The sequence below is a fragment of the Brevundimonas lutea genome, assembly GCF_003704105.1.
GTDB lineage: Bacteria > Pseudomonadota > Alphaproteobacteria > Caulobacterales > Caulobacteraceae > Brevundimonas > Brevundimonas lutea.
This window is the reverse complement of the sequence record NZ_QUOQ01000002.1, coordinates 197,685-219,140: the sequence shown is the minus strand read 5'-3', so window position 1 is coordinate 219,140 and position 21,456 is coordinate 197,685. Positions and strand designations below refer to the sequence as shown.

General features: G+C 69.5%; 22 protein-coding genes. 7 read left to right on the top strand and 15 right to left on the bottom strand.

The features are described 5' to 3' along the window. The 10 genes from EES48_RS01150 to EES48_RS01100 all read right to left on the bottom strand — a co-directional run bounded on the left by EES48_RS01150 (nt 1) and on the right by EES48_RS01100 (nt 8,251). Nucleotides 1-1,485 (bottom strand): sigma-54-dependent transcriptional regulator, encoded by a 1,485-nt coding sequence (locus EES48_RS01150; protein WP_122464546.1) that lies wholly within the window; start codon nt 1,483-1,485, stop codon nt 1-3. 96 nt (nt 1,486-1,581) lie between these two features. Then, complete coding sequence (locus tag EES48_RS01145; protein WP_122464545.1) at nt 1,582-3,429, bottom strand: DUF4153 domain-containing protein; 1,848 nt, start codon at nt 3,427-3,429, stop codon at nt 1,582-1,584. Further along, complete coding sequence (locus EES48_RS01140) at nt 3,426-3,863, bottom strand: DUF1801 domain-containing protein (RefSeq protein ID WP_122464544.1); 438 nt, start codon at nt 3,861-3,863, stop codon at nt 3,426-3,428. Before EES48_RS01140 ends, EES48_RS01145 begins: the two co-directional genes overlap by 4 nt. Nucleotides 3,864-3,866: 3 nt before the next feature. Beyond that, a complete protein-coding gene (locus tag EES48_RS01135; RefSeq protein ID WP_122464543.1) occupies nt 3,867-5,282 on the bottom strand; it encodes an NAD(P)(+) transhydrogenase (Re/Si-specific) subunit beta in 1,416 nt (471 codons plus the stop codon). 22 nt (nt 5,283-5,304) lie between these two features. Beyond that, nucleotides 5,305-5,595 carry a hypothetical protein gene (locus EES48_RS01130; protein ID WP_122464542.1) on the bottom strand — a complete coding sequence of 97 codons (291 nt, stop codon included), beginning with the start codon at nt 5,593-5,595 and terminating at the stop codon, nt 5,305-5,307. Beyond that, nucleotides 5,592-5,900: a hypothetical protein gene (locus tag EES48_RS01125; RefSeq protein ID WP_122464541.1), complete on the bottom strand. Its 309-nt coding sequence runs from the start codon at nt 5,898-5,900 to the stop codon at nt 5,592-5,594. The genes EES48_RS01130 and EES48_RS01125 overlap by 4 nt, the downstream gene beginning before the upstream one ends. Continuing rightward, nucleotides 5,897-6,211: an NAD(P) transhydrogenase subunit alpha part 2 gene (locus tag EES48_RS01120; RefSeq protein ID WP_122465079.1), complete on the bottom strand. Its 315-nt coding sequence runs from the start codon at nt 6,209-6,211 to the stop codon at nt 5,897-5,899. The genes EES48_RS01125 and EES48_RS01120 overlap by 4 nt, the downstream gene beginning before the upstream one ends. A 238-nt stretch (nt 6,212-6,449) precedes the next feature. Continuing rightward, complete coding sequence (locus EES48_RS01110; RefSeq protein WP_122464539.1) at nt 6,450-7,562, bottom strand: Re/Si-specific NAD(P)(+) transhydrogenase subunit alpha; 1,113 nt, start codon at nt 7,560-7,562, stop codon at nt 6,450-6,452. Nucleotides 7,563-7,643: 81 nt separating this feature from the next. Continuing rightward, nucleotides 7,644-7,958, bottom strand: a complete 315-nt coding sequence (locus EES48_RS01105) for an aa3-type cytochrome c oxidase subunit IV (RefSeq protein WP_122464538.1) — start codon at nt 7,956-7,958, stop codon at nt 7,644-7,646. A gap of 83 nt (nt 7,959-8,041) precedes the next feature. Then, the gene (locus EES48_RS01100; protein WP_122464537.1) at nt 8,042-8,251 is read right to left on the bottom strand and encodes a hypothetical protein; all 210 of its coding nucleotides are present in this window, start codon (nt 8,249-8,251) and stop codon (nt 8,042-8,044) included. 77 nt (nt 8,252-8,328) lie between these two features. On the opposite strand from EES48_RS01100, the gene EES48_RS01095 reads away from it, so the two are divergent. Together EES48_RS01095 and EES48_RS01090 are read left to right on the top strand one after the other, a co-directional pair. Beyond that, complete coding sequence (locus EES48_RS01095) at nt 8,329-9,306, top strand: helix-turn-helix transcriptional regulator (protein WP_122464536.1); 978 nt, start codon at nt 8,329-8,331, stop codon at nt 9,304-9,306. A gap of 359 nt (nt 9,307-9,665) precedes the next feature. Continuing rightward, nucleotides 9,666-11,090: a hypothetical protein gene (locus EES48_RS01090; RefSeq protein WP_122464535.1), complete on the top strand. Its 1,425-nt coding sequence runs from the start codon at nt 9,666-9,668 to the stop codon at nt 11,088-11,090. A 4-nt stretch (nt 11,091-11,094) separates the two neighbouring features. Here the strand turns inward: EES48_RS01090 and EES48_RS01085 are convergent, their stop codons facing one another. After that, complete coding sequence (locus EES48_RS01085; RefSeq protein WP_205679318.1) at nt 11,095-12,288, bottom strand: glycoside hydrolase family 5 protein; 1,194 nt, start codon at nt 12,286-12,288, stop codon at nt 11,095-11,097. 135 nt (nt 12,289-12,423) lie between these two features. Here EES48_RS01085 and EES48_RS01080 point away from each other — a divergent pair, with 135 nt between their 5' ends. Both EES48_RS01080 and EES48_RS01075 read left to right on the top strand, forming a co-directional pair. Then, nucleotides 12,424-13,320 (top strand): 2-dehydro-3-deoxygalactonokinase, encoded by an 897-nt coding sequence (locus EES48_RS01080; protein ID WP_122464533.1) that lies wholly within the window; start codon nt 12,424-12,426, stop codon nt 13,318-13,320. After that, complete coding sequence (locus tag EES48_RS01075; protein WP_122464532.1) at nt 13,317-13,943, top strand: 2-dehydro-3-deoxy-6-phosphogalactonate aldolase; 627 nt, start codon at nt 13,317-13,319, stop codon at nt 13,941-13,943. Before EES48_RS01080 ends, EES48_RS01075 begins: the two co-directional genes overlap by 4 nt. On the opposite strand, the gene EES48_RS01070 is transcribed toward EES48_RS01075, so the two are convergent. Then, nucleotides 13,940-15,490 (bottom strand): alkaline phosphatase D family protein, encoded by a 1,551-nt coding sequence (locus tag EES48_RS01070; protein WP_122464531.1) that lies wholly within the window; start codon nt 15,488-15,490, stop codon nt 13,940-13,942. The genes EES48_RS01075 and EES48_RS01070 overlap by 4 nt on opposite strands. 141 nt (nt 15,491-15,631) lie before the next feature. Here EES48_RS01070 and EES48_RS01065 point away from each other — a divergent pair, with 141 nt between their 5' ends. Further along, nucleotides 15,632-15,883 carry a hypothetical protein gene (locus tag EES48_RS01065; protein ID WP_122464530.1) on the top strand — a complete coding sequence of 84 codons (252 nt, stop codon included), beginning with the start codon at nt 15,632-15,634 and terminating at the stop codon, nt 15,881-15,883. A 4-nt stretch (nt 15,884-15,887) separates the two neighbouring features. On the opposite strand, the gene EES48_RS01060 is transcribed toward EES48_RS01065, so the two are convergent. Both EES48_RS01060 and EES48_RS01055 read right to left on the bottom strand, forming a co-directional pair. Then, nucleotides 15,888-17,534, bottom strand: a complete 1,647-nt coding sequence (locus EES48_RS01060; RefSeq protein WP_122464529.1) for an MFS transporter — start codon at nt 17,532-17,534, stop codon at nt 15,888-15,890. 74 nt (nt 17,535-17,608) lie between these two features. Further along, nucleotides 17,609-18,088, bottom strand: a complete 480-nt coding sequence (locus EES48_RS01055; RefSeq protein ID WP_122465078.1) for a DUF3617 domain-containing protein — start codon at nt 18,086-18,088, stop codon at nt 17,609-17,611. Nucleotides 18,089-18,291: 203 nt separating this feature from the next. Between EES48_RS01055 and rpmB the strand changes: the two genes are divergently transcribed. Continuing rightward, a complete protein-coding gene (gene rpmB, locus EES48_RS01050; protein WP_122464528.1) occupies nt 18,292-18,588 on the top strand; it encodes a 50S ribosomal protein L28 in 297 nt (98 codons plus the stop codon). 138 nt (nt 18,589-18,726) lie between these two features. After that, the gene (locus EES48_RS01045; RefSeq protein WP_122464527.1) at nt 18,727-19,206 is read left to right on the top strand and encodes a hypothetical protein; all 480 of its coding nucleotides are present in this window, start codon (nt 18,727-18,729) and stop codon (nt 19,204-19,206) included. Here the strand turns inward: EES48_RS01045 and EES48_RS01040 are convergent. Beyond that, nucleotides 19,203-21,374, bottom strand: coding sequence for a TonB-dependent receptor domain-containing protein (locus tag EES48_RS01040; protein WP_162997947.1), 2,172 nt, complete (start codon nt 21,372-21,374; stop codon nt 19,203-19,205). The two genes, EES48_RS01045 and EES48_RS01040, sit on opposite strands and share 4 nt — an antisense overlap. Nucleotides 21,375-21,456: the final 82 nt, after the last annotated feature.

Below are 21,456 nucleotides of genomic sequence, written 5' to 3'. Positions count from 1 at the left end.
TCACGAGGCCTTGGCCAGGGCCTCTTCCAGACCGTTCTCGCGAACTTTGCGATACAGCGTCGAACGGCCGATGCCGAGCCGGCGCGCGATCTCCGACATATGACCGGCGTAGACCGAGATGGCGTGCTCGATCAGGTCGCGCTCGATATCTTCCAGGGTGCGCATATGGCCCCGCTCATCCAACACGCGGATCGGGCTGTCGGGCGCGGGCGGCAGGGAGGCAAGGGTCTCCAGCGCCGACATCGGCGAACCGGCGACACTTTCGGGCGCCGGGGCGTCGGCCTGCACCTCCGGCATGCTCAGCGGCGCGGCCAGACCGGACACCGCCGGAAAGTCGTGCGGCTGCAGCCAGGCCTGATCGGCCAGGATGAGGGCGCGATAGATCGAATTCTCCAGCTGGCGGACATTGCCCGGCCAGTCGAAACCCTGGAGCAGCGCCAGCGTTTCGGGCGCCAGGCCCTGCACGCGTTTGCCCTCCTCGACGTTGAAGCGCCCGATGAAATGGGCGGCCAGGGCGGCGATGTCCTCGCGCCTCTCGCGCAGCGCCGGCGCCTCGATCGGAAAGACGTTCAGGCGATAGAACAGGTCCTCGCGGAACCGGCCCTCCTTCACCTGGCCGGCCAGATCGCGGTTTGTCGCCGAGACCAGCCGCACGTCGACCTTGACCGGCCGCTTTGAGCCGACCGGGTCGATCTCGCCTTCCTGGATGGCGCGCAGCAGCTTGACCTGCATGTCCAGCGGCAGCTCGCCGATCTCGTCGAGGAACAGGGTGCCGCCCGAGGCCTCGGCGAACTTGCCCAGGTGCTTGTCGGAAGCGCCGGTGAAGCTGCCCTTCTCGTGACCAAACAGGATGGATTCCACCAGATTGGCCGGCAACGCCCCGCAGTTGACCGCCACGAACGGCTTGCCGGCGCGGTCCGAGGCGCCATGCAGGGCGCGCGCGATGACCTCCTTGCCGACGCCGCTTTCGCCGGTGATCAGGACCGGGATGCCCGACCGCGCGGCGCGTTCGCCCAGCGCCTTGACCATGCGCATGGGCGGGCTGTCGCCGACCAGATCGTCGAAGCTGGTCTTGCCCGAGACGTGTTTCTTCAGCCGCACCACCTCCTGGGTCAGCTCCCCCATCTGCAGGGCGTTGCGGATGCCGATCAGGATGCGCTCGGGGCTGGCCGGCTTGACGAAGAAGTCCTGGGCCCCGGTCTGCATGGCGCGCACCACGCCCTCGATCCCGGCGTTGGCGGTCAGCACGATCACCGGCGTCCGCACCCCCGCGGCGCGCGCCTGTTGCAGGGTCTCCAGCCCCGACAGGCCTGGCATGACCAGATCCAGCAGCACCACATCGGCGCCGCCGCCCCGGGTCAGACGATCCAGCGCCTCCTGCCCATTCTCGGCATGGACGACCTGATAACCGTCGCGGTCCAGCACCGCCTGGACCAGTCGCCGCTGGGTCGGATCGTCATCGACGACGAGCACCGTCTTGGCCATTCGAACACCTTCACCATCATCACGGACGGCCGTCCTCGTTGATCGGGATCGGCTCGTTTCGGGACAGTTATGGGCGCGAGCGGGTGAAGATCGGGTTTAAGGCGTATCGGCCACCTGGGCCTCGGCGGCGATCGGACAGGTGGTCTCGTCGACGAGCGGACTGGCTTCGCCGCCAATCTCCAGATCGGGCCAGCGGCGCGGCCTGGGCGTCAGACTCCCGTCCCGCATCAACTGGCGCGCGTCCGGCGCGTCTTCCGGCCCGCAGGACAGACGTCGATACTCGCCCTGATACGTCCAGGCGCCCGCCGCGTTGCGCGCGAACAGGTGGACCGAAAAGACCTGCGCCAGCAGCAGCTCGTCGGCGCCATCCCCGTCCAGATCGAGCGCCTGAACCAGGCAGGCGTCCGCCGTGTCGCATTGTGCGCGGGGATCCGGCAACGCCACAGGGGCGAGGAAATCGGTCGGCGTCACGGCATCGGCCGGCCACGGCTGGATGACCGGCGTGACCGTCTGCACGGAGGTCTGGTCGACCCCGAGCTGATAGCGCTCCTGGACCGCCTGCATGTCGGCCGCCCGGCGCGCCACCTCGGCATCGTCCGAGCGGGCCAGATCGCCCAAGGCCCGCTGGCCCGCGCGTCCCGCGTCGAACCGCAAAAAGGCGTAGTCGAACTCCTCCGCCGAGACGGCGCCGCGCTCCAGTCGGTCAAGCTGATCATTGATGGACAGACGGACGGGGTCGGCCACGGGGCTGAACAGAGCCAGAATCACCAGAACCACGGAGACCGCCGCCGCCACATTGGTCCGCTCCAGCGGCGCCATCCAGGCGCGGCGACGCAGGGTCGCGACCGCCGCCCAGCCATAGCCGCCGGCATAGACGGCCCCGACCAGGGCGCAGCTGAGGGCGATGATCCGCTCGGGCGTCAGGCCGTGCTGGCCGATCCTGAGCGCCAGGCCCCATAGCGCCAGGGCTACCAACGGCGTCAGCAACAGGGCGGCTGCGGGCGCGGCCCAGCGCAGGGGCCGGGCGGGCCGATCCTCGGGGTCGCCGTCCTGGTAGGCGGCGTTGATCAGGATGATCAGGGCGGCGGCGGCGGCCAGCATCATGGCCGTGGCGCTGGGTCCTCTGAACAACCCGTCGAGCCCCGTGAACGGCAGGGCGATCAGGAAAGCCGCCACCAGCCCGGTCATCACCGGCAGCAGCCAGCTGAGCAGCATCAGGGCCACGGTGCGCACGCCCCGGATCAGCCCGTCGCGCACATCGGTCAGATGCACGGCGGCGGCGAAGCTGAGCGTGGTGGCGGGGGCGGCGAACCAATCCTTGCCGATCAGGTCGGACAGCGCCTCGACGCCGATAACGCGGAACAGGCCGGCCCCCAGGAACAGCAGCAGCCAGAAGGCGCCGACGAACGCCGCCGACAGCGCCAGCTGGACCCCCGCCTTCCAGGCCGTGTCGAAATAGGCCGGATAGGGCGCGATCCAGCGTCTTGCCTGCAACGCCGGCAACAGCAGGTGATGCGCGACGAACAGGATGGCCAGCGACGCCATGACCGTCGGGAAGGACGGCTCGAACGACCGACGCCACTCGGGCGCAATCTGGTTCATCGCCTCCCAGGCGCCGAAGCCGCCGACCACCCCCGCCGCGACCAGGCCCCAGACCGCCAGCCAGCGCCAGCGCATCCGCCCGGCCGCGCCGAGCAGGACGATGGGCGCCATCACCGTCGCCAGCAGCAGGGCCGCATAGAGCACCGGCTGGCTGGCCGGCCAGGCCAGGGTCGGCGGCGCGGCGTCGGCGGGCATGAAGGCGCGGCCGCCCGAGGCGCTGCGGATCAGCCACCAGACCATCGCCCCCTGAGCCAGCCCGACAGCCAGCCGGAACAGGCCGACGGCGCGGCGGGGCGTCTCGGCGGGAGCCGGAGACGGGGAGAGATCGCCGGTGTCGGTCATGAGGGGTCGGCTAAATTCGTGGGATAGCGCTCGCGCATGCGCTCGACCGACCATTCGCACAGTTCGCGCAGGGCGGTCTGGTCCACCTGATCCAGCCGGTTGATGTAGAGACAGCTGACGCTTGTCTTCACCTTGCCCAGACGCGCCATCAGGTCGGGCCGCTCATTGAAGCCCGGCATGATGTAGACGGTCAGATTGGCCTTCCTCGGCGACAGGCCGATGACCGGCCAGTCGGCGGGCGTCTTGGTCGTATTGACATAGGTGTAGCGCCCGAAACCGATGATCGACGGCCCCCACATCACCGGCCGCTCGCCGGTGATCTCGCCCAGCATGGCGGTGACGGCCCGCGCATCCTCGCGCCGTCGCGCGTCGGGCACGGCGGCCAGGAAGTCCTCGACCGAGGCTTCGGTGGGTCGGGTTTTGAGCTCGGACATGGCCTAGAGCCCCTTCACGATCCCCTCGACCATCTTCTTGGCGTCGGCGAACAGCATCATGGTGTTGTCGCGGAAGAAGAGTTCGTTCTCGACCCCGGCGTAGCCCGAGCCCATGCCGCGCTTGATGAACAGGACGGTGCCGGCCTTTTCCACGTCCAGGATCGGCATGCCGAAGATCGGCGACTGGGGGTCGGTCTTGGCCGAGGGGTTGGTGACGTCGTTGGCGCCGATGACGAAGGCGACGTCGGCGGAGGAGAATTCGGAATTGATGTCCTCCAGCTCGAACACCTCGTCATAGGGGACGTTGGCCTCGGCCAGCAGCACGTTCATGTGGCCGGGCATGCGGCCGGCGACGGGGTGAATGGCGTATTTCACCTCGACCCCCTCGGCCTTCAGCAGGTCGGCCATTTCGCGCAGCGCATGCTGGGCCTGGGCCACGGCCATGCCGTAGCCGGGGACGATGATGACCTTGGAGGCGTTCTTCATGATGAAGGCGGCGTCCTCGGCCGAGCCCTGTTTCACCGGCCGTGTCTCGGCGGGGCCGCCCGAGCCGGCCGCCGCATCGCCGCCGAACCCGCCCAGGATGACCGAGACGAAGCTGCGGTTCATGCCCTTGCACATGATGTAGCTGAGGATGGCGCCCGACGACCCGACCAGGGCGCCGGTGATGATCAGGGCGATGTTCTCGAGCGTGAAGCCCAGCGCGGCCGCCGCCCAGCCGGAGTAGGAGTTCAGCATCGACACCACCACCGGCATGTCGGCCCCGCCGATGGGGATGATCAGGGTGGCCCCCAGGATCAGGGCTATGACGAACACGCCCCAGAAGGCCCAGACCGCCGTCCCGCCCGTACCGATCAGGATGCCGATCAGGAACACCAGCGCCAGCCCCAGGCCGATGTTGATCAGGTGCCGCGCGGGCAGCAGGATCGGCGCGCCCGACATGTTGCCGTTCAGCTTTGCGAAGGCGATCACCGAGCCGGTGAAGGTGATGGCCCCGATGGCGACCCCGAGGCTGAGCTCGACGATCGACAGGGTCTTGATGCCCCCCAGGCCGTCGTCGATCCCGAACGCCACGGGCGCATAGACGGCCCCGATGGCCACCAGACAGGCGGCCAGGCCGACCAGCGAGTGGAAGGCGGCGACCAGCTGGGGCATCTGGGTCATCTGCACCCGCCCGGCGATCAGGGCCCCCAGCCCCCCGCCGACCACCACACCGCCCGCGATCAGCCCCAGCGTCAGCGGATCCAGCGCCCGGCTGGCGCCCAGGGTCAGCAGGGTCACCCCCACCGCCAGGGCCATGCCGATCATGCCCAGGGTGTTGCCGCGCCGGCTGGTCTCCGGACTGGACAGGCCCCGGAGCGACAGGATGAACAGGACGCCCGCGACCAGATAGGCCAGGGCGGCGATGGATGCGGTCATTGGTATCCCCCCAGACGCGCGCTCATCCCCGGCCCCCGTCCTTGCCCGAGGTGCGGCCCAGGCGGACCAGGGCGGCCAGGATGAACAGCGGTGAGATGACGATCAGGAACCAGTCGATCGGGGTCATGGCGCGGTCCATCAGGGCGATGCGGGCCAGCACCGCCGAGAACACCAGCACCATGCCGCAGTCCTGGAACCGCAGCTTCTGGACCGGGTGCTTCTCGCCGAACCAGCTGTAGAGCCACAGGCCGAATCCCAGGCCGGTGACGGCCCAGGTGGCGGCGACGATCAGGGGAAAGGACGACGTGCTCATGCCGGCGGTCCGACGGCGGCGCGCCGCTCCTCGCCGGTCCAGCTGGGGCGGGTGCGCAGGGCCGCGGCGATCTGCACCGCCACCGCCGCGATCAGGGCGACGACGGCCAGGCGAACGTTCAGGTCACCCTCGGTCTGGGCCAGAATGCTGGGCCCCTGGAACAGCGCCAGGCCGGTCAGGAACAGGCCGAGGCCGGTGAAAAGCCGGATCAGTCGCGGCCGGCGGATCACCAGCCAGGCGTAGCAGGCCAGGGCGGCGACGGCCGCCGCCAGGCACAGGGCGCCGAGCAGGGAGCCGCCTATCACTGGGGTTTCTCCTTCTTGCGGTACATGGCCAGCATCCGCCGCGTGACCATGAAGCCGCCGAAGATGTTGACGCTGGCCAGGGTCACGGCGGCGATCCCCGCCCCCTTGGCGACCCAGCCGCCCGGCCCGTCGCCCGACACCGCCGCCGCCGCGATCAGGCCGCCCACGACGATCACCGAGGAGATGGCGTTGGTCACCGCCATCAGGGGCGTGTGCAGCGCCGGCGTCACCGACCAGACGACATAGTAGCCGACGAAGATGGCCAGCACGAAGATGGCCAGGCGAAAGACGGTGGGATCGACGTGTTCCATCATGTCTTCCTTTCGAGGCGATAATCGATGCTGAGGAGGACCAGCAGTATTCCTCCCATCGTCAGGGTCTCGCCGATCGACCAGGCGATGCGCTCCCAAGCGGAAACCATGCTGACATGGTACGGCAAGTCCGGTGGGCGAATAATCGCTGAAACAATTACGCTTCCCGACCTGACGAGCCCGAGCAAGATGTAGCCCCACGCGGCGAGTGTCAGAACGATCCTCAGCCTTCGCCCGATCATGCCGAACCCTCCCCCGTCACCAGCGCCGCCTTGAGAATCTCGTCCTCCAAGTCCGGGGCCAGGGCGCCGTCCTTGATGAGCAGGCCCACGAAGGCGGCGAGGTTGCGGGCATAGAGGGCGGTGGCGTCGGCGGCGATGCGGGCGGGCAGGTTGGAGAAGCCCAGAATGGTCGCGCCGTTTGCGGTCGTCACGGCCTGGTCTGCTTGCGCGCCCTCGACATTGCCGCCGGTCTCGACGGCCAGGTCGATCAGCACGCTGCCGGGCTTCATGGTCGCGACCTGATCGGCGGTGACCAGGCGCGGCGCCGGGCGGCCGGGGATCAGGGCGGTGGTGATGACGATGTCCTGCTTCTTCAGATGCTCGCCGACCAGGGCGGCCTGTTTGGCCTGATACTCGGCCGACATCTCCTTGGCGTAGCCGCCGGCGGTCTGGGCGTTTCGGAACTCCTCGTCGTCGACGGCCAGGAACTTGGCGCCGAGCGACTCGACCTGCTCCTTGGTGGCGGGGCGCACGTCGGTGGCGGTGACAACGGCGCCCAGGCGGCGCGCGGTGGCGATGGCCTGCAGCCCCGCGACGCCCACGCCCATGATGAAGACCTTGGCCGGGGCGACGGTGCCGGCCGCCGTCATCATCATCGGAAAGCCGCGCCCGAAGGCTGAGGCCGCCTCGATCACGGCGCGGTAGCCCGCCAGGTTGGCCTGGGACGACAGGGCGTCCATCACCTGGGCGCGGCTGATGCGCGGCACGCGCTCCATGGCGAAGGCGGTGACCCGGGCGGCGGTCAGGGCCTCGATCGTGGCCGTTTCCCGCGTGGGGTCGAGCATGCCGACGACCACGGCGCCGGGCTTCAGCGCGCTGATCTCCTGGGCGGTGGGGCAGCGAACCTTGAGCAGGATGTCGGCGCCCGCCAGCACGGTCTGGAGGTCGGGCGCCACCGCGGCTCCGGCCTCAACATAGGCGGAGTCGGGGATTGAGGAGCCCTGGCCGGTCCCGGCCTCGACGGTGACAGTCGCGCCGGACGCTATCAGCGTCTTGACCGTGTCGGGCGTCAGGGCGGCGCGCGCTTCGCCTTCGCGGCGTTCGCGGGTCACGGCGACGGCTACGGTCATGCGAACTCCCGGCGTGTCTTCCCGCCGGGAGGTTAGGACGTTTCCAAAAGCGAGGTAAAGCGGCGTTCGATCGCCGCCGCCCTAGTGGCCGCCGGCCTTGGGCTTGCGGGCCAGGAAGACGCCACCGATGACCATCAGCACCACGGTGGGGATGAAGGCGCCCATGAAGCCGGTGCCGGGCGCCAGGATCAGGAAGGCGAACAGGGCCAGGCAGAAGCTGATCAGCGTGCCCCACTCGGCCAGGGTCTGGAACAGGCTCCAGGTCGCCGACTGCTCCTCGATGGTCATGGTCCCGCGCTGATAGGCGACGGCGTCGTGATCGGCGTGCTCGGTGGCGCGATCGCCGACGTGCGGCTCTTCATGCGGGAAGGCGGGGCTTTCGGGCGTCACGGCCATGCGGGCGGGTCTCGAAACTGGAGGTCGGAAAAGCGGCGCGGACTATAGCGATTGCCGGCCGCCGCTCAACCCCGCGGCGCGGATCAGGCCGCCAGGCGCCAGGCGTCGCGATCGGCCGGAGCGCGGGCCTCGTCCCACAGCAGGTCTTCCTCGGCGTAGCGGGCGGCGGGAGCGGCGATGACGTCGACGACCTGCTCCTCCAGCCGGTCCCAGATGACCTTCAGCCCATTGTCGCAGGGCACGGTCAGATAGCGGTCGGCGAAGCGGGGAGCGGTGGAAGCGGTGCGGGTCATGTCGGCGTCCTCATCGGCTGGGCTTGTCTGATGAGGCACCGTGAGGCAGGGTTACGCCAAAATCGGACGTATCGGCTATGCGGCACGACAAAGCGGTCATCCTCATCGATCTGGCCCGGCGCATGGCCGCCAGCGCCGAGGGGATGACGCTGGACGACATCGCCAACGATCTTGATGTCGGGCGACGCACGGCCGAGCGGCTGCGCGACGCGGTCGGTCTGCTGTTTCCGACCATGGAGGAGATGTCGGATCCGCCCAACAAGCGCTGGCGTATCCGGGGCGGGCTGTCGGCCTTCGAACAGGCGCCGACCACGGCCGAACTGGCCGAGCTGTCCAACGCCTCGCGGCGGTTGCGGACTGATGGCGAACCGGCCCGGGCGGCGCAGCTGGAATCGCTGGAGCGCAAGATCAAGAGCGCGGTCAGGTCCACCACCCTGAACCGGCTGGCCCCCGATCTCGAGGCGCTGGTCCGGGCCGAGACCATCGCGGTGCAGGCCGGGCCGCGCCCCACCGCCGACGAGGCCATGCTGGCCGAGATCCGGAGCGCGGTGCTGGCGGGATCGGCGCTGGCCTTCGTCTACAGCCGCCCCGGCGCCGAGGCGCGTCGGCGCGCGGTCGCCCCGTGCGGCCTGATGTTCGGCCGGGCCAATTATCTGGTCGCCGCCGACCTGACGTCCCAGCGCATCCAGACCTTTCGCCTGGACCGGATGAGCGCGGTCGAGGCCCTGGGCCAGCCCGCCTCGCCGCCCGAGGACTTCGACCTCGCCGCCTTCGCCAGCCAGTCGTTCGGCATCTATCAGGACGCGGTCGAGGACGTCGTGCTGCAGATCGCGCCGGAGGGGGCGGCCGAGGCGCGGGCCTGGCGCTGGCATCCCACCCAGGCGATCGAGGACCGACCCGACGGCTCGGTGATCGTGCGCTTCACCGCCTCGGGCATGCGCGAACTGGCCTGGCACCTGTTCAGCTGGAGCGGCCAGGCCCGCATCCTGGCCCCCGAACGCCTCAAGACGGTCATGGCCGCCGAACTGGAAGCGGCGCGGCGAGCGCTGACCTGAGCACGAACTTTTTTGAGTCCAGGAGTCCAACGGCGGCCGTTGCCGCTGAAGATTGCTGAGCCTTTTCAGGGACGCGCGCGGCGACAAGTGCGCGCTACGCGTTGGACTCTCGCAGCGACGCGAGTCCAGGTGCGGGTGAGGGCGGCGTTTTGCAGCGTCCATTTTCCCATCATGAGGCAGTCCGGCCCTGGGGCGGACGTCGTGACGCTGAATCGCAGGAATCCGCCGGGACGCGGAGCCTGGGCCACGTGGGATGGGGGAACAGCAGCGCACCTCTCAAGCGCCGGAGCCGGAACCGGGCCCCGGGTGTGACGACTCGGTAAGGTGACGGCGGCCCGGCGCTCGCCTAACGGACGGGTATGATCCGTCTTTTCCGCGCGCCGCTGGCGCTGATGATCCTCGTCCTCGCCGGCTGCGCCACGGCCCCGGCATCAAGCTCACAAGGGGCCGACGCCGACATCCGCGTCGAAGTCGCCCGCGCGGGCGACCGGTTCACCGCCGATTACGTCCTCGACCGCGACGCGCCGGTGTGGGCCTTCGTGCGCTCCAGCCTGATCATGGAGGTGCGCGAGCCGTGGCGGCCGCGCCAGTGGACGGTCGAGACGCCCGGCGTGCTGCTGGAGCGGCGCGGAAACTACGACGTCCTGCGCGCCGTGGACGGCGGTCCGGTTCCACGCTCGGTCAGGCTGACGCTGCGGCCCGAGGCGGTCGATCTGGAGGCCGACTACGCCACCCTGATGTTCTCGGACGGCGCGGTGGCCATGCCGACCCACATCTTCGATGTGTTTCCGGTGTCGAGCCTGGAAGCCGTCGAGGCGCTGCCGCGTGACCTGAACGGCGTCAGTCTGGCGACCGGGCCGGCCGAGGTGAGATGGACGGATCCGGCGGGCCAGATCCTGTTCCGGGGCGAGCGCTGGGACGGGATCACCACCAACGACGCCGACACCTATGTGCTGTTCGGCGACGCGCGGGTGACGCGCGGCGAGCGCCTGACCACCGTGCTGGACCCCACCCTGCCCAGCTGGGTGCCGCAGCAGATCGGCGAATTCGCGCCCTGGGTGGCCGACTTCTATGAGGCGCGCCTCGGGGAAGGCGCCTTTGGGCAGCCGACCGTGATGGTCAGCTGGAACGGTCCGACCGAGCGCATGACCTCGATGAGCGGCAGCGTCATGCCGGGCCTGATCGTGATGAGCTACGAGGGCCAGGGCATCGTCACGCCGGACCAGGAGATGATCGACCGCTCGCGCTGGTTCATCGCCCATGAGAGCGCCCACTTCTGGCTGGGCCAGACGGTGCGGTACGCGGGCCCGCCTCAAGCCTGGATTACCGAGGGCGGCGCCGACCTGATGGCGATTCGCGCCCTAGCGGCGGCCGACCCGACGTGGGACGCCCGCGCCGAGCTGCAGCGCGAGGTCGACGACTGCGTTTCCCTGACCGACGGTCGGGGCGTGCAGGGCGCCGGATCGCGCGGCGAGCACCGGGCCTATTACGCCTGTGGAGCGGTGCTGTGGCTGGTCGCCGAGGCGGCCCAGGGGCGGCGCGACGGCGGCGACGGCTTCGACTTCCTGCGCCCGCTAATCGCGGCCAATCGCGAGGACGAGGTGCTGTCGCGCCAGGACTGGCTGGCGGCGCTGATGGCGGTGTCGGGCGACGTCATCTTGCTTGGTGATGTCGAGCGGCTGCTGGACGATGGCTCCGACGACCCGGCCGAGATGGTGGCGGGACTGCTGGCGCGGGTCGGCATCGCCCATCGCATCGAGGGCGAGCGGGTGGTTCTGGGCTGACGGCTCAGCGGTCGGTCAGACGCTCGACCAGATCCGGGTCGGCCCAGCGCGACCAGCTGGGGTCGAACAGGCCCCAGCTCTCGACCGCTCCGACCTGGCGGCCGTAGCCCGAGGACTGGGTTCCGTTCAGCGGCTGCCAGCTCCAGTCGATACGGCTGTCGCGGGCGTAGCGGGCGAAGGCCTCGACATAGGCGGTGTCGGTGGGCGGACAGGCGCCGTTGTGGTCGGGCTGAAGACAGCCGCCCCATTCGCTGACCCAGACCGGAGCCTGATGAGGGAAGTCGCGATCGCGCACAAAGCCCCAGCGTTCATGGGACCGTTCGGCGAACAGGCGCGGATCGGCCCGCTCCTCCTCACTGCGCCACCAGGGATAGTCGTGGACGGCGTAGACCAGCCGGTTGGGACGCGAAAGCTCCACCGGATGCTGCCACACGCCGTGCAGATTGTTCTGCCAGTCGATGCCGCCGACGATCACCAGCAGATTCGGATTGGCCTGGAGCACCGCCTCGCCGCCGCGCCCGGCCGCCGCCTGCCAGTCGGTCAGCAGGGCGCCGTCGCCCCAGGTCGGGGTCAGCCCCTGGCCGGGATCGGGCCGGATGCCGTTCCTCAACTCGGCCCCGATCACATGCGGCAGGTGACCGTAGCGCACGGCCATGCGCCGCCAGTGCTGGAGCCAGACCGCTTCGGGATAGGCGGCGGTGTGCCACAGGCCGTCGCCGTGAGCGGTGTCGCAACACCAGTCGGCGCGGCTGCGGTGGTTGTCGAGCACCACCATCACCCCCTCGGCGCCCAGGGCCTCGACCACCCGATCAAACACGCCCAGCGCGCGCAGGCCCTGAAGCTCGGGATTGGCGGCCAGACGGTCGGCGGCGATCAGGGGATTGCGCGCCACCATCTCGTTCGACCAAGGCAGCCGCACGACATTGAAACCCGCGTCGGCGATCTCTCCGGCGATTTCGGCCAGCGGGCGACGATCCAGGCCGCCGACCACGAAATCGGGCGATTCCGCGCCGTACCAGTTCACCCCCTTCAGCATCACCCGGCGGCCGCGCTGGTCGACGATCTCCGCGCCTTGGGTGCGCAGCGGCAGCACGACGCCCGGAACGGGCTGTTCGCGCGTGACCCCGGCCGGTCCGGTGGCGCAGGCGGCGAGCAGCAGGGTCACGCCGAGCAACAGGGCGGTCAGGCCGGTCTTCACGGTCAGGCGGTCTCCGGGGAGGGTCGAGGATGGTTGGCGCATAAAGGCGGGGATCGCCGTTCGGATCAATCGACAAGGCTCAAGCCGGGCCACAAAGACGTTGCCACCCGTGCATCGAGATTGCATGGGTGAAACATGACGTCGTCCATGGACAGCGCCGATCTGCTCGCCCTCGACTGGGGCACGACCAGCGTTCGGGCCTACCGGCTGGCGGCGGATGGGACTGTGGTGGGGCGTCGGCACGACGATCGCGGCGCGTCGAAACTGACGCCCGACGCCTTTCGCGGCGTGCTGGAAGACTTGGCCGCGTCGTTGGACGCCGGGAGCTTGCCCGTGATCGCCTGCGGCATGGCCGGGTCGAAGGAGGGATGGGCGCCCGCGCCCTATCTGCCCTGCCCCGTCGGCCTCGACGATCTGGCCCGCGCGGTGCTCAGCCCGCCCGATCGGCCCGATGTCCGCATCGTGCCCGGCCTCTGTCTCGAGGACGAGGGCCTGGGCGACGTTATGCGCGGCGAGGAGATTCAGGCGCTGGGCGTCGAGGCGCCGGCGGCGCGCTTCACCGTGCTCGCGCCAGGGACGCATTCGAAATGGATCCGGCGTGAGGGCGACCGGATCGTGGGGTTTCGGACCTTCCTGACCGGCGAGCTGTTCGCGGCGGTGAGGGACGCCACCCTGATGGGACGCGGCATGGCGACGCCCGGCCAGGACGACCGCGCCTTTTTGGACGGCGTCCGCTTGGGCTTCGACGATCCGGCGTTGACGGCCACCCTGTTCCGGGTGCGGGTGCGGCGTCTGGCGGGGACGCTGGACGGCGCGGGCGCGGCGGACCTGCTCTCTGGGCTTCTGGTCGGGGCGGAGATGGCGGGCGGCCTGGGCGAGGTCGACGGGCCGCTGGTGCTGGTGGGGACGCCGGCCCTGACGGCGCGTTACGCCCTGGCGCTGGAGGCGCTGGGCCGACCTGCGGCCAAGGTGGTCGATGCCGAGGTCGCGGTGGCCGCCGGACTACATCGCCTGTGGAGAGCCCTGTCATGACCGACCCGCTGGCCTGGATGGATGAGCTGCCGCTGGTCGCCATTCTGCGCGGCCTGACGCCGGAGGATGCGGCTTCGGTCGGCGAAGCCCTGGTCGAAGCGGGCTTCCGCTGTCTGGAGGTGCCGCTGAATTCGCCCCGGCCGCTGGAGAGCATCAGCCGGATGGTCGAGGCGGTGGGCGACCGGGCGGTGGTCGGAGCCGGCACGGTGCTGACCGTCGAGGCCACGCGGGCGGTGGCCCAGGCCGGTGGGCGGCTGGTGATTTCGCCGGGCATGGACGCGGCGGTGATCCGCGAGACCAAGGCGCTGGGGCTGGTGTCGCTTCCGGGCGTCTTCACCCCGACCGAGGCCTTTCAGGCTTTGGCGGCCGGAGCCGACGGGCTGAAGCTCTTCCCGGCCGAGATCGCCGGGCCCGCGGGGCTGAAGGCTTTGCGCGCGGTGTTGCCGGCGGAAACCCGAGTGCTGGCCGTCGGCGGGGTGTCGCCCGAGACCATGGGCGACTGGATGCAGGCCGGAGCCGCCGGCTTCGGCATCGGCGGGGCGCTCTACAAGGCGGGCGACAGCGCCGCGGTCGTCGGCGAGCGGGCGCGAACGTTCGTCGAGGCGTGGCGCCGCATCCGCTAGGCGGCCAGTACGGCCGGGCGGCCGTCCTCGACCACCCAGGCGGCCAGGGTGGAGACCGTGGTGGCAGGATCGCGGACATCGGAGACGGCGCGGTAGGCGACCGCCATCCGATCGGGCGTCAGATCGGCGGTCATGTAGCCGCGCACCCGGCCCTCGAAGAAGCGAATCTGGGGATTGTGGCGCATGAAACCCATGATGGCGTCGTGGGGCGGGCCGCCCGAGGTGATCGAGCTGCCGACGAACTCGGCGGCGACGGTGGCGGATGAGGGATCGGCGGGGTCGCGCTTCACCTCATTGGCCCAGAAGGAGTGATAATCGCCGCTGAACACCACCGGGTTGCGGGGCCTGAGTGTCGCCAGCGCCTCGGTCAGGCGCGCGCGGGCTGCCGGAAAGCCGTCCCAGGTGTCGGTCCAGTAGGGGGTGTCCGGCCCGCCGTCGCCGAAGCGCAGCCCGGCCATGACCAGGTTCTGGCCAAGGATCGTCCACCGGGCGTCGCCCTGGCCGAGGCCGTCGTACAGCCACCGTTCCTGGTCGAAGCCGAGGAAGGTGCGGGACGGATCCAGCCGGTCGGGACACAGGGCGTCGGCGATGACCTGGCCCTTGCCGCCGGTCTCGGGATCCGGACACGGCTGTCGCGACCGGTGCTGGCGGCCATCCAGCATGTGCAGCTCGGCCAGACGGCCCCAGCGGGCGCGGCGATACAGGCGGCTGGACAGGCCCGATCGGCGCACCGGCATGGCCTCGAAGAAGGCCTGGTAGGCCGCCGCGCGGCGGGCCTGGAATGCGTCCGGAGTGACGCCGGGGGTCTTGGACCAGACGCCGGAGTAGTCGTCGTGGACCTCGTGGTCGTCCCACACCGCCAGGCACGGCGCGGCGGCGTGCAGCGCCTGCAGGTCCGGGTCGGTTCGGTGCAGGGCGTAGCGGTTGCGATAGCCGGCCAGGGTCGTGGCTTCCTCCAGCCCATAGGGCCGGACGACCTCGGCTGATCGGTCGCGCCCCAGGCTGTACTCATAGATATAGTCCCCGAGGAACAGTGTCAGGTCCGGCCGCTCCTCGGCCATATGGCGGTAGGCGCTGAAATAGCCGCGCTCCCAATTCGAGCAGGAGGCGATGGCCAGGCGCAGGCGATCGGCGTGGGCTGCGGGCGCCGGCGCGGTGCGGGTCAGGCCCACCGGGCTGCGCTGTCCCTGGGCGGCGAAGCGGTACCAGTAGGGCCGGCCGGGACGCAGGCCGGCGGTCTCGACATGGACGCTGTGGGCGCGGGCGGATTCCGCGATGGTTTCGCCCGAAACAGCGATGCGGTTGAAGGCCTCGTCCTCGGCGACCTCCCAGCGGACCGGCACGGCCCCGGCCATGCCGCCCTGGCCGTCGGCGGCGAGCGGGTCCAGGGCCAGGCGGGTCCACAGCACCATGCCGTCCGACGACGGGTCACCGCTGGCGACACCCAAGGGAAACAACGACGCCGACGCCGCGCGCGCGGCCCCGAACCGCAACACCCAGGGCGCGGCGACCAGACCGGAGATCACGGCGCGGCGGTTGGGACGCATGGGCGAGCTCCTTAAGCAGGCGGCGGAAAATCGCCCCGACCCTATAACTTTGGCGCGGTTTGGCGACGATTGGGCGCCGCTCGGCTGGCTATTCTCTCATCGGTTGCGTCATGGCCTTTCCCGACACCCGAGGGGAGCGCCATGACCGAGACCCAGTTCGACTCCGTTTCCGGCCAGTTCGCCGGTCAGGTTCAGGAGACGCCGGCCGAGATGAGGGCGCGCGCCGCTGACCTGCTGCGCGCCGCAGAGAAGTCGCCGTTCGGCATGGACCGGGCCGTTCTGCGCGGCCTGGCCGGCGAAATGAAGCGTCGCGCCGAGGTCGCCGACCGCGCGGCCCGCGTTGAGTTCGAGCCCGAGCGCCGGACCTGGTGGATGCGTCTGCTGGGCCTGTGACCGCTCAGGCGTGGATGTCCGCGTCCTTGCCCTCGCGCACGAAGATCAGGCCGACGATCACGGTCAGGACGGCGATGACGATCGGATACCACAGCCCGGCGTAGACATTGCCCGTGGCCGCCACGATGGCGAAGGCGGTGGTCGGCAGAAAGCCGCCGAACCAGCCATTGCCGATATGATAGGGCAAGGACATCGAGGTGTAGCGGATGGCCGTCGGGAACATCTCGACCAGGGCCGCCGCGATCGGCCCGTAGACCATGGTCACATAGAAGACGAGCACGAACAGAATGCCGACGACCAGCGGGACGTTGACCAGGGCTCGGTCCGCGGCGGCGGGATAGCCGGCGGCCGCGAGGCTTTTTCCAACCTCCCCTTCCCACGCGGCGCGTCGCTCACCCAGCTGCGTTACGGGCAGCTGGTCGCCCCGGAAGCTGTCGATGGTCTGATCGCCGATGCGGACCTGGGCCACCGATCCGGTCGGGGCGGACACGGTCTCATAGGTGACGCCGGCCTTGGCCAGATAGGATTTGGCCAGGTCGCAGGAGCTGGCGAAGGTCGCCCGGCCAATCGGATCGAACTGCAGCGAACAGTCGGCCGGATCGGCGATGACGGTCACGGGGCTCGAGGCGACGGCGGCGGCCAGGCGCGGATTGGCCGCCTGGGTCAGGGCGCCGAACAGCGGAAAATAGGTCAGGGCCGCCAGCAGGCAGCCGGTCAGGATGATCGGCTTTCGGCCAATCTTGTCCGACAGCCAGCCGAACACGACGAAAAAGGGCGTGGCCAGAAGCAGGGCCGCCGCCACCATCATGTAGGCCAGCGAGGCCTCGACCTTTAGCACCCGCTCCAGGAAGAACAGGGCGTAGAACTGGCCCGTGTACCAGACCACCGCCTGACCGGCGGCCAGGCCGAACAGGGCGATCAGCACCAGTCGGAGATTGGGCCAGCGGCCGAAGGAGTCCTTGAGCGGCTGGGTCGAGCCCCGGCCCTCGGCCTTCATGCGCTTGAAGGCCGGGCTCTCGGCCAGCCTCAGGCGGATCCACAGGGACACGCCGAGGAGCAGGATCGAGACCAGGAACGGGATGCGCCAGCCCCAGTCGGCGAAGGCCTCCTCGCCCACCGTCAGGCGGACGCCCAGGATGACCACCAGGGACAGCATCAGCCCGGCCGTGGCGGTGATCTGGATGAAGCTGGTGTAGAGGCCGCGCTTTCCGGGCGGCGCGTGCTCGGCGACATAGGTGGCGGCCCCGCCGTACTCGCCGCCCAGCGCCAGCCCCTGGATCAGACGCATCAGCACCAGGATGATCGGCGCCGCCACCCCGATGGCCGCATAGGACGGCAGCAGGCCGACCACGAAGGTCGACAGGCCCATCAGCACCATGGTGACCAGAAAGGTGTTCTTGCGTCCCCACAGATCGCCCAGCCGGCCGAACACGATGGCTCCGAACGGCCGGACCGCGAACCCCGCCGCGAACGCCATCAGGGCGAAGATGAACCCCGTGGTCTCGTTCACCCCCGAGAAGAACTGGACCGTGATGATCGCGGCCAGGGAACCGTACAGATAGAAATCGTACCACTCGATCACCGTGCCGACCGAGGAGGCCAGGATCACCAGCCGGTCGTCGCGCCGGATCGGTTCGGTGGTCTCGCCCATTGCCCGTCCCCCCCCTGTCGCCGGGATCAGGCGACGGGCGACCTTAACAGGCGGTCAGGCGCTGGCCAGTCAGGTCAGAAGTATTCGGCGTTCGCCGGGCATTGGGCAGCGAGGCGTTCGGCAGTGATGCTGGCGGGGATGAAAGGGCTCCAGATGCCGGCGGCGCGGATCGAGGCGCCGCCGCGGAAGCTGAATTCCTCGGGCTGGTAGGTTCCATCCAGACGGACGCGGACCTGGCGGCCGCTCTTGGAGACGCAGCTGCCTTCGAAGCGGGCGTTGCCGTTACCCACCTGACGCACCGGATAGGTGCAGGTGTAGCGGCGGGTGGATAGCCCGCCGAAAAACCGGTTGATCTCGGAGGCGCGCACGCACTTGGTTTCGGTATCCTTCGCCCCCAGTGCGCTGGTGGTGTAGCGCCAATAGCCGGGCAGGACCGTATCAGCCTGCGCACTCTGGGCGTTGAGCGAGGCGGCAGGCGCGGCCAGCATAAGGCCGCCGGCCACGGCGGGCAGGGCGACGCTCAGGAAACGGGTCAGGATCGGGCGCTTGGTCATGGGCATGGGCTTACAGATGGGGGGTTGAATGCCGGCTGAACAGCCCGGTTCCCGTTTCGACAGCCCCCGCGGCGCTTGACGGCAAGGCCGGGTTTCGCCTATACGGCCGCCTCTCTCGCGCGGGGTCGATCCCGCGCGACTTTCGTTTCATGCGTCAGGCGCGGCGATTTCACGTCGCGGCCCTCGCCCCGAAGGATAGAACGATGTCGCGTCGCTGCGAACTCACTGGCGTCGGCCCCATGGTCGGCAATCGCGTCAGCCACTCGAACGTCAAGACCAAGCGCCGCTTCCTGCCGTCGCTGAAGTCGGTCAAGGTCCACTCCGAGGCCCTGGGCCAGACCTTCAGCCTGCGTATCTCGAACGCCGCGCTGCGCACCCTGGACTTCAAGGGTGGGCTGGACCCCTTCATCGTCAAGGCCCGCGACGAGCAGCTGTCGATCGCCGCCCAGCGCATCAAGCGCCAGGTGCGCGCCAAGCTGGCGGAGCAGACCGCCGCCTGATCGGCGACCGTCACTGCGATTTTGCGAAAGGCCGGCGGAAACGCCGGTCTTTTTTGTTGCGGCGCCGGCGTTAACCGGGCGCCAATCTGACTACGGCTAGGCTTCGCGCGTCGCTTCGTCCCAGAACAGGACCTCGCCGTGACCGATCAGACGCTCGCCCTCACGCCCGCCTCCCCGCTCGCCGAGCCCGCCGCCCAACAGCGGTCCGCCCGCGATGAACGCCGGGGCCTCTTCAATCGTCGACTGAAGGACCGCCGCGGGGCAGAGAGCCGCATCAACGCCCGAGCGCCGCGGCTGTCCAATCTGAAGATGGCGGCCTGCTGGGCGACCTCGGCCACGGTCAGCCTGTTCGTGATCGCCCTGATGATCGGCGAAGTCTTCTATGGCCGCACGCTTTATGGCCCGCTCAGCGTGATCGGCGCGCTGGTGGCGCTCAGCGCCATCGCGGTGATGCTGGGCATGATCGAGGAGCGGCTGATCGAAATCCGGCTGGAGCTGATGATGCTGAACGGCGGGGGTCGCCGCAGCGATCATGCGGCCGGCGCGTGGGATGGGGCGGACCGCCGCGCCGGCGACCGCCGCCAGCGGACGGGTGGGGTCGAAGACCGCAGGGCCTAGGCTGTGGGACCGCCCTGGTCGAAATCGAAGCCGGGATCCTGTCGCCGCTGCTGATCCCCGCCGCCGAAGGTATAGGTGAAGCCGACGTACAAGGTCGGCTCATTGAAACGGCTGACGGAACGCTCCTGAAAATCGGGGGTGTCGATGACCCGGACGAATTCGGCGCTGTCCAGGACGTTATTTGCGGTCACGACCAGGCTGAGCGCATCGCTGACCTTGCGGCGATAGCCAAGGTTGAGAATGCCGAAGGGTTCGTTGGATCCCTGAGCTTCGACCCGCTCGCCGCGCCAGAAGCCGTTGAGCTGGAAGAAGTCGTTGTCGGTCGGCTGCCAGTTCAGCGAGGCGCGGGCCGAGCCCGTGGTCCCGCTGCGCGCTCCAATCCCCGGGGTGACGATCTCGTTGCGATAGAGCGAGCCTGAGACGTTATAGGTGAACTGCGAGCCGAAGCGGCCGTTGGCGATGAATTCGGCGCCGAGCCGTTCGCTCTGGGCCAGATTCTGGCGCGTGGTCAGGAAGACGCCGTCCCCAAGGTCCTCGACCACGTCGGTGATTCCGCCCGAGCTGTCGCGGTAATAGCCGGTCACCGAATAGAAGGTCTGGCCGTCGCGGAGCTGCCAACCCAGCTCGAAGGAATCGGTGATTTCCGGCTCGAGGTCCGGGTTGCCGCGCCGAAGGTTCTGGGGGTCGAGATAGACCGTGAACGGGTTGAGGTCATTCGGCCCGGGCCGGCTGATCCGGCGGCTGTAGCCGCCGCGCAGGCGCTGGCCGTCCGTCAGCTGATAGCCGAAATTGACGGTCGGATAGGCGCGGAAATAATCCTGGCTGGCGACCGCCTCGCCCGGCACGGTCAGGTCGAACGCCACCTGCTCCAGACGAAGGCCGCCCTGGAAGTCCAGATCACCGAACGGCCGCTCATAGGTGGCGTAGGCGGCGTGGACCCATTCCTCATAGTCGAAAGCGCTGGTCAGTGACGCGATCGGCGCAAGCGACCCCTCATCCGGCCCCCGCTCGCCGGTCGAGCGATAGTCCTCGCGCTCGACTTCGCCCTCATAGCCGACGCGCAGCAGGCGGCGCTCGCCCATGGGGCGGACATATTCGACGTCGGCGCTGAAGCTTTCCTCGTCGGTCTCGGATTGGAAGCGCTGCAGATAGCCGGGCTCGGCGCCGGCCAGGGTGACGGCGGTGATCTCCTGGCTGCGGTCGGAGCCGCCGGTCTCGGCTTCCACACTGGCCGTCAGTTCGTGCTGATCGCCGTCGAACTGGCGGCGCCACGAGACCTGCGCCTCGGCGTCGGTGCTTTCCGACGCGCCGTTCTGATCGCGCGCGATGCGGTCGGTGACGTCCCCATCATCGGCCCGCTCGAAGGTTTCCAGGCTCTGGTTCTCGCCCTCCCAGCCGCGCAGACTGACCTCGCCGCTGAGACGGTCGCGGGCGTTCAGGTCGTAGTCGACGCTGAAGCGGCCGTTTCCGGAGGTGTTCCGGCTGCGGCTGTCGAACTGGCTGAGCTCGGTGATGAGTTCGCCGTTCTCGCCGGTACGGCGCCGATCGCGCTCGCTAGCGCCGTCGCCTGTGCTGCGGCGCGCGCTGAGGTCGCCGGCCAGGGTCAGACCCTGGTCCGAGCGGCTGCCGCTGACCGAAACATTGGCCTGATCGTCCAGATCCCAAGAGCCGCGGACGGAAGCGGTGGCGGCCGAGGGCGCGCGCGTGCGCGTGACCAGGTTGATGATGCCGCCGCTGCCTTCGGGGCTGAAGGCGGCCGAGGGATTGGTCATCACCTCGACCCGCTCGATCTGGGCGCCGGACATGGCCTGGAGCACGTCGGCGCGCGAGGCGCCGCGGAACATGCCCGAGGGCCGCCCGTCGATCAGGATCTCGACGCTGCCGTCTCCCCTGAGGCTGACATTGCCCTGCAGATCGACCTCGACGCCCGGCACGTTGCGAAGCACGTCAGCGACCGATCCGGTCTGGGCCTGCAGGTCGTTCCGCACGTCGAAGATCATCCGGTCGGCGGCGGTGATGATGTCCGGCCGGGCCGCCTGGACGACGATCTCCTCGAGCTCCGTCGCCTCCTCCTCCGGTTCCGCCTCAGCGTCATCCTGCTGAACGGGCGGCGCGGGCTGCGCATCCTGCGCCCACGCTGCCGGGGAACTGAAGAGGGCGGCGAGCAAGGTGCTCGTCAGCAAAGCGACGCGAAAGGACATGAGGAGGCCATAAGATCGGTCGCGAACGGGAAGGGCGACACGGGGAGGC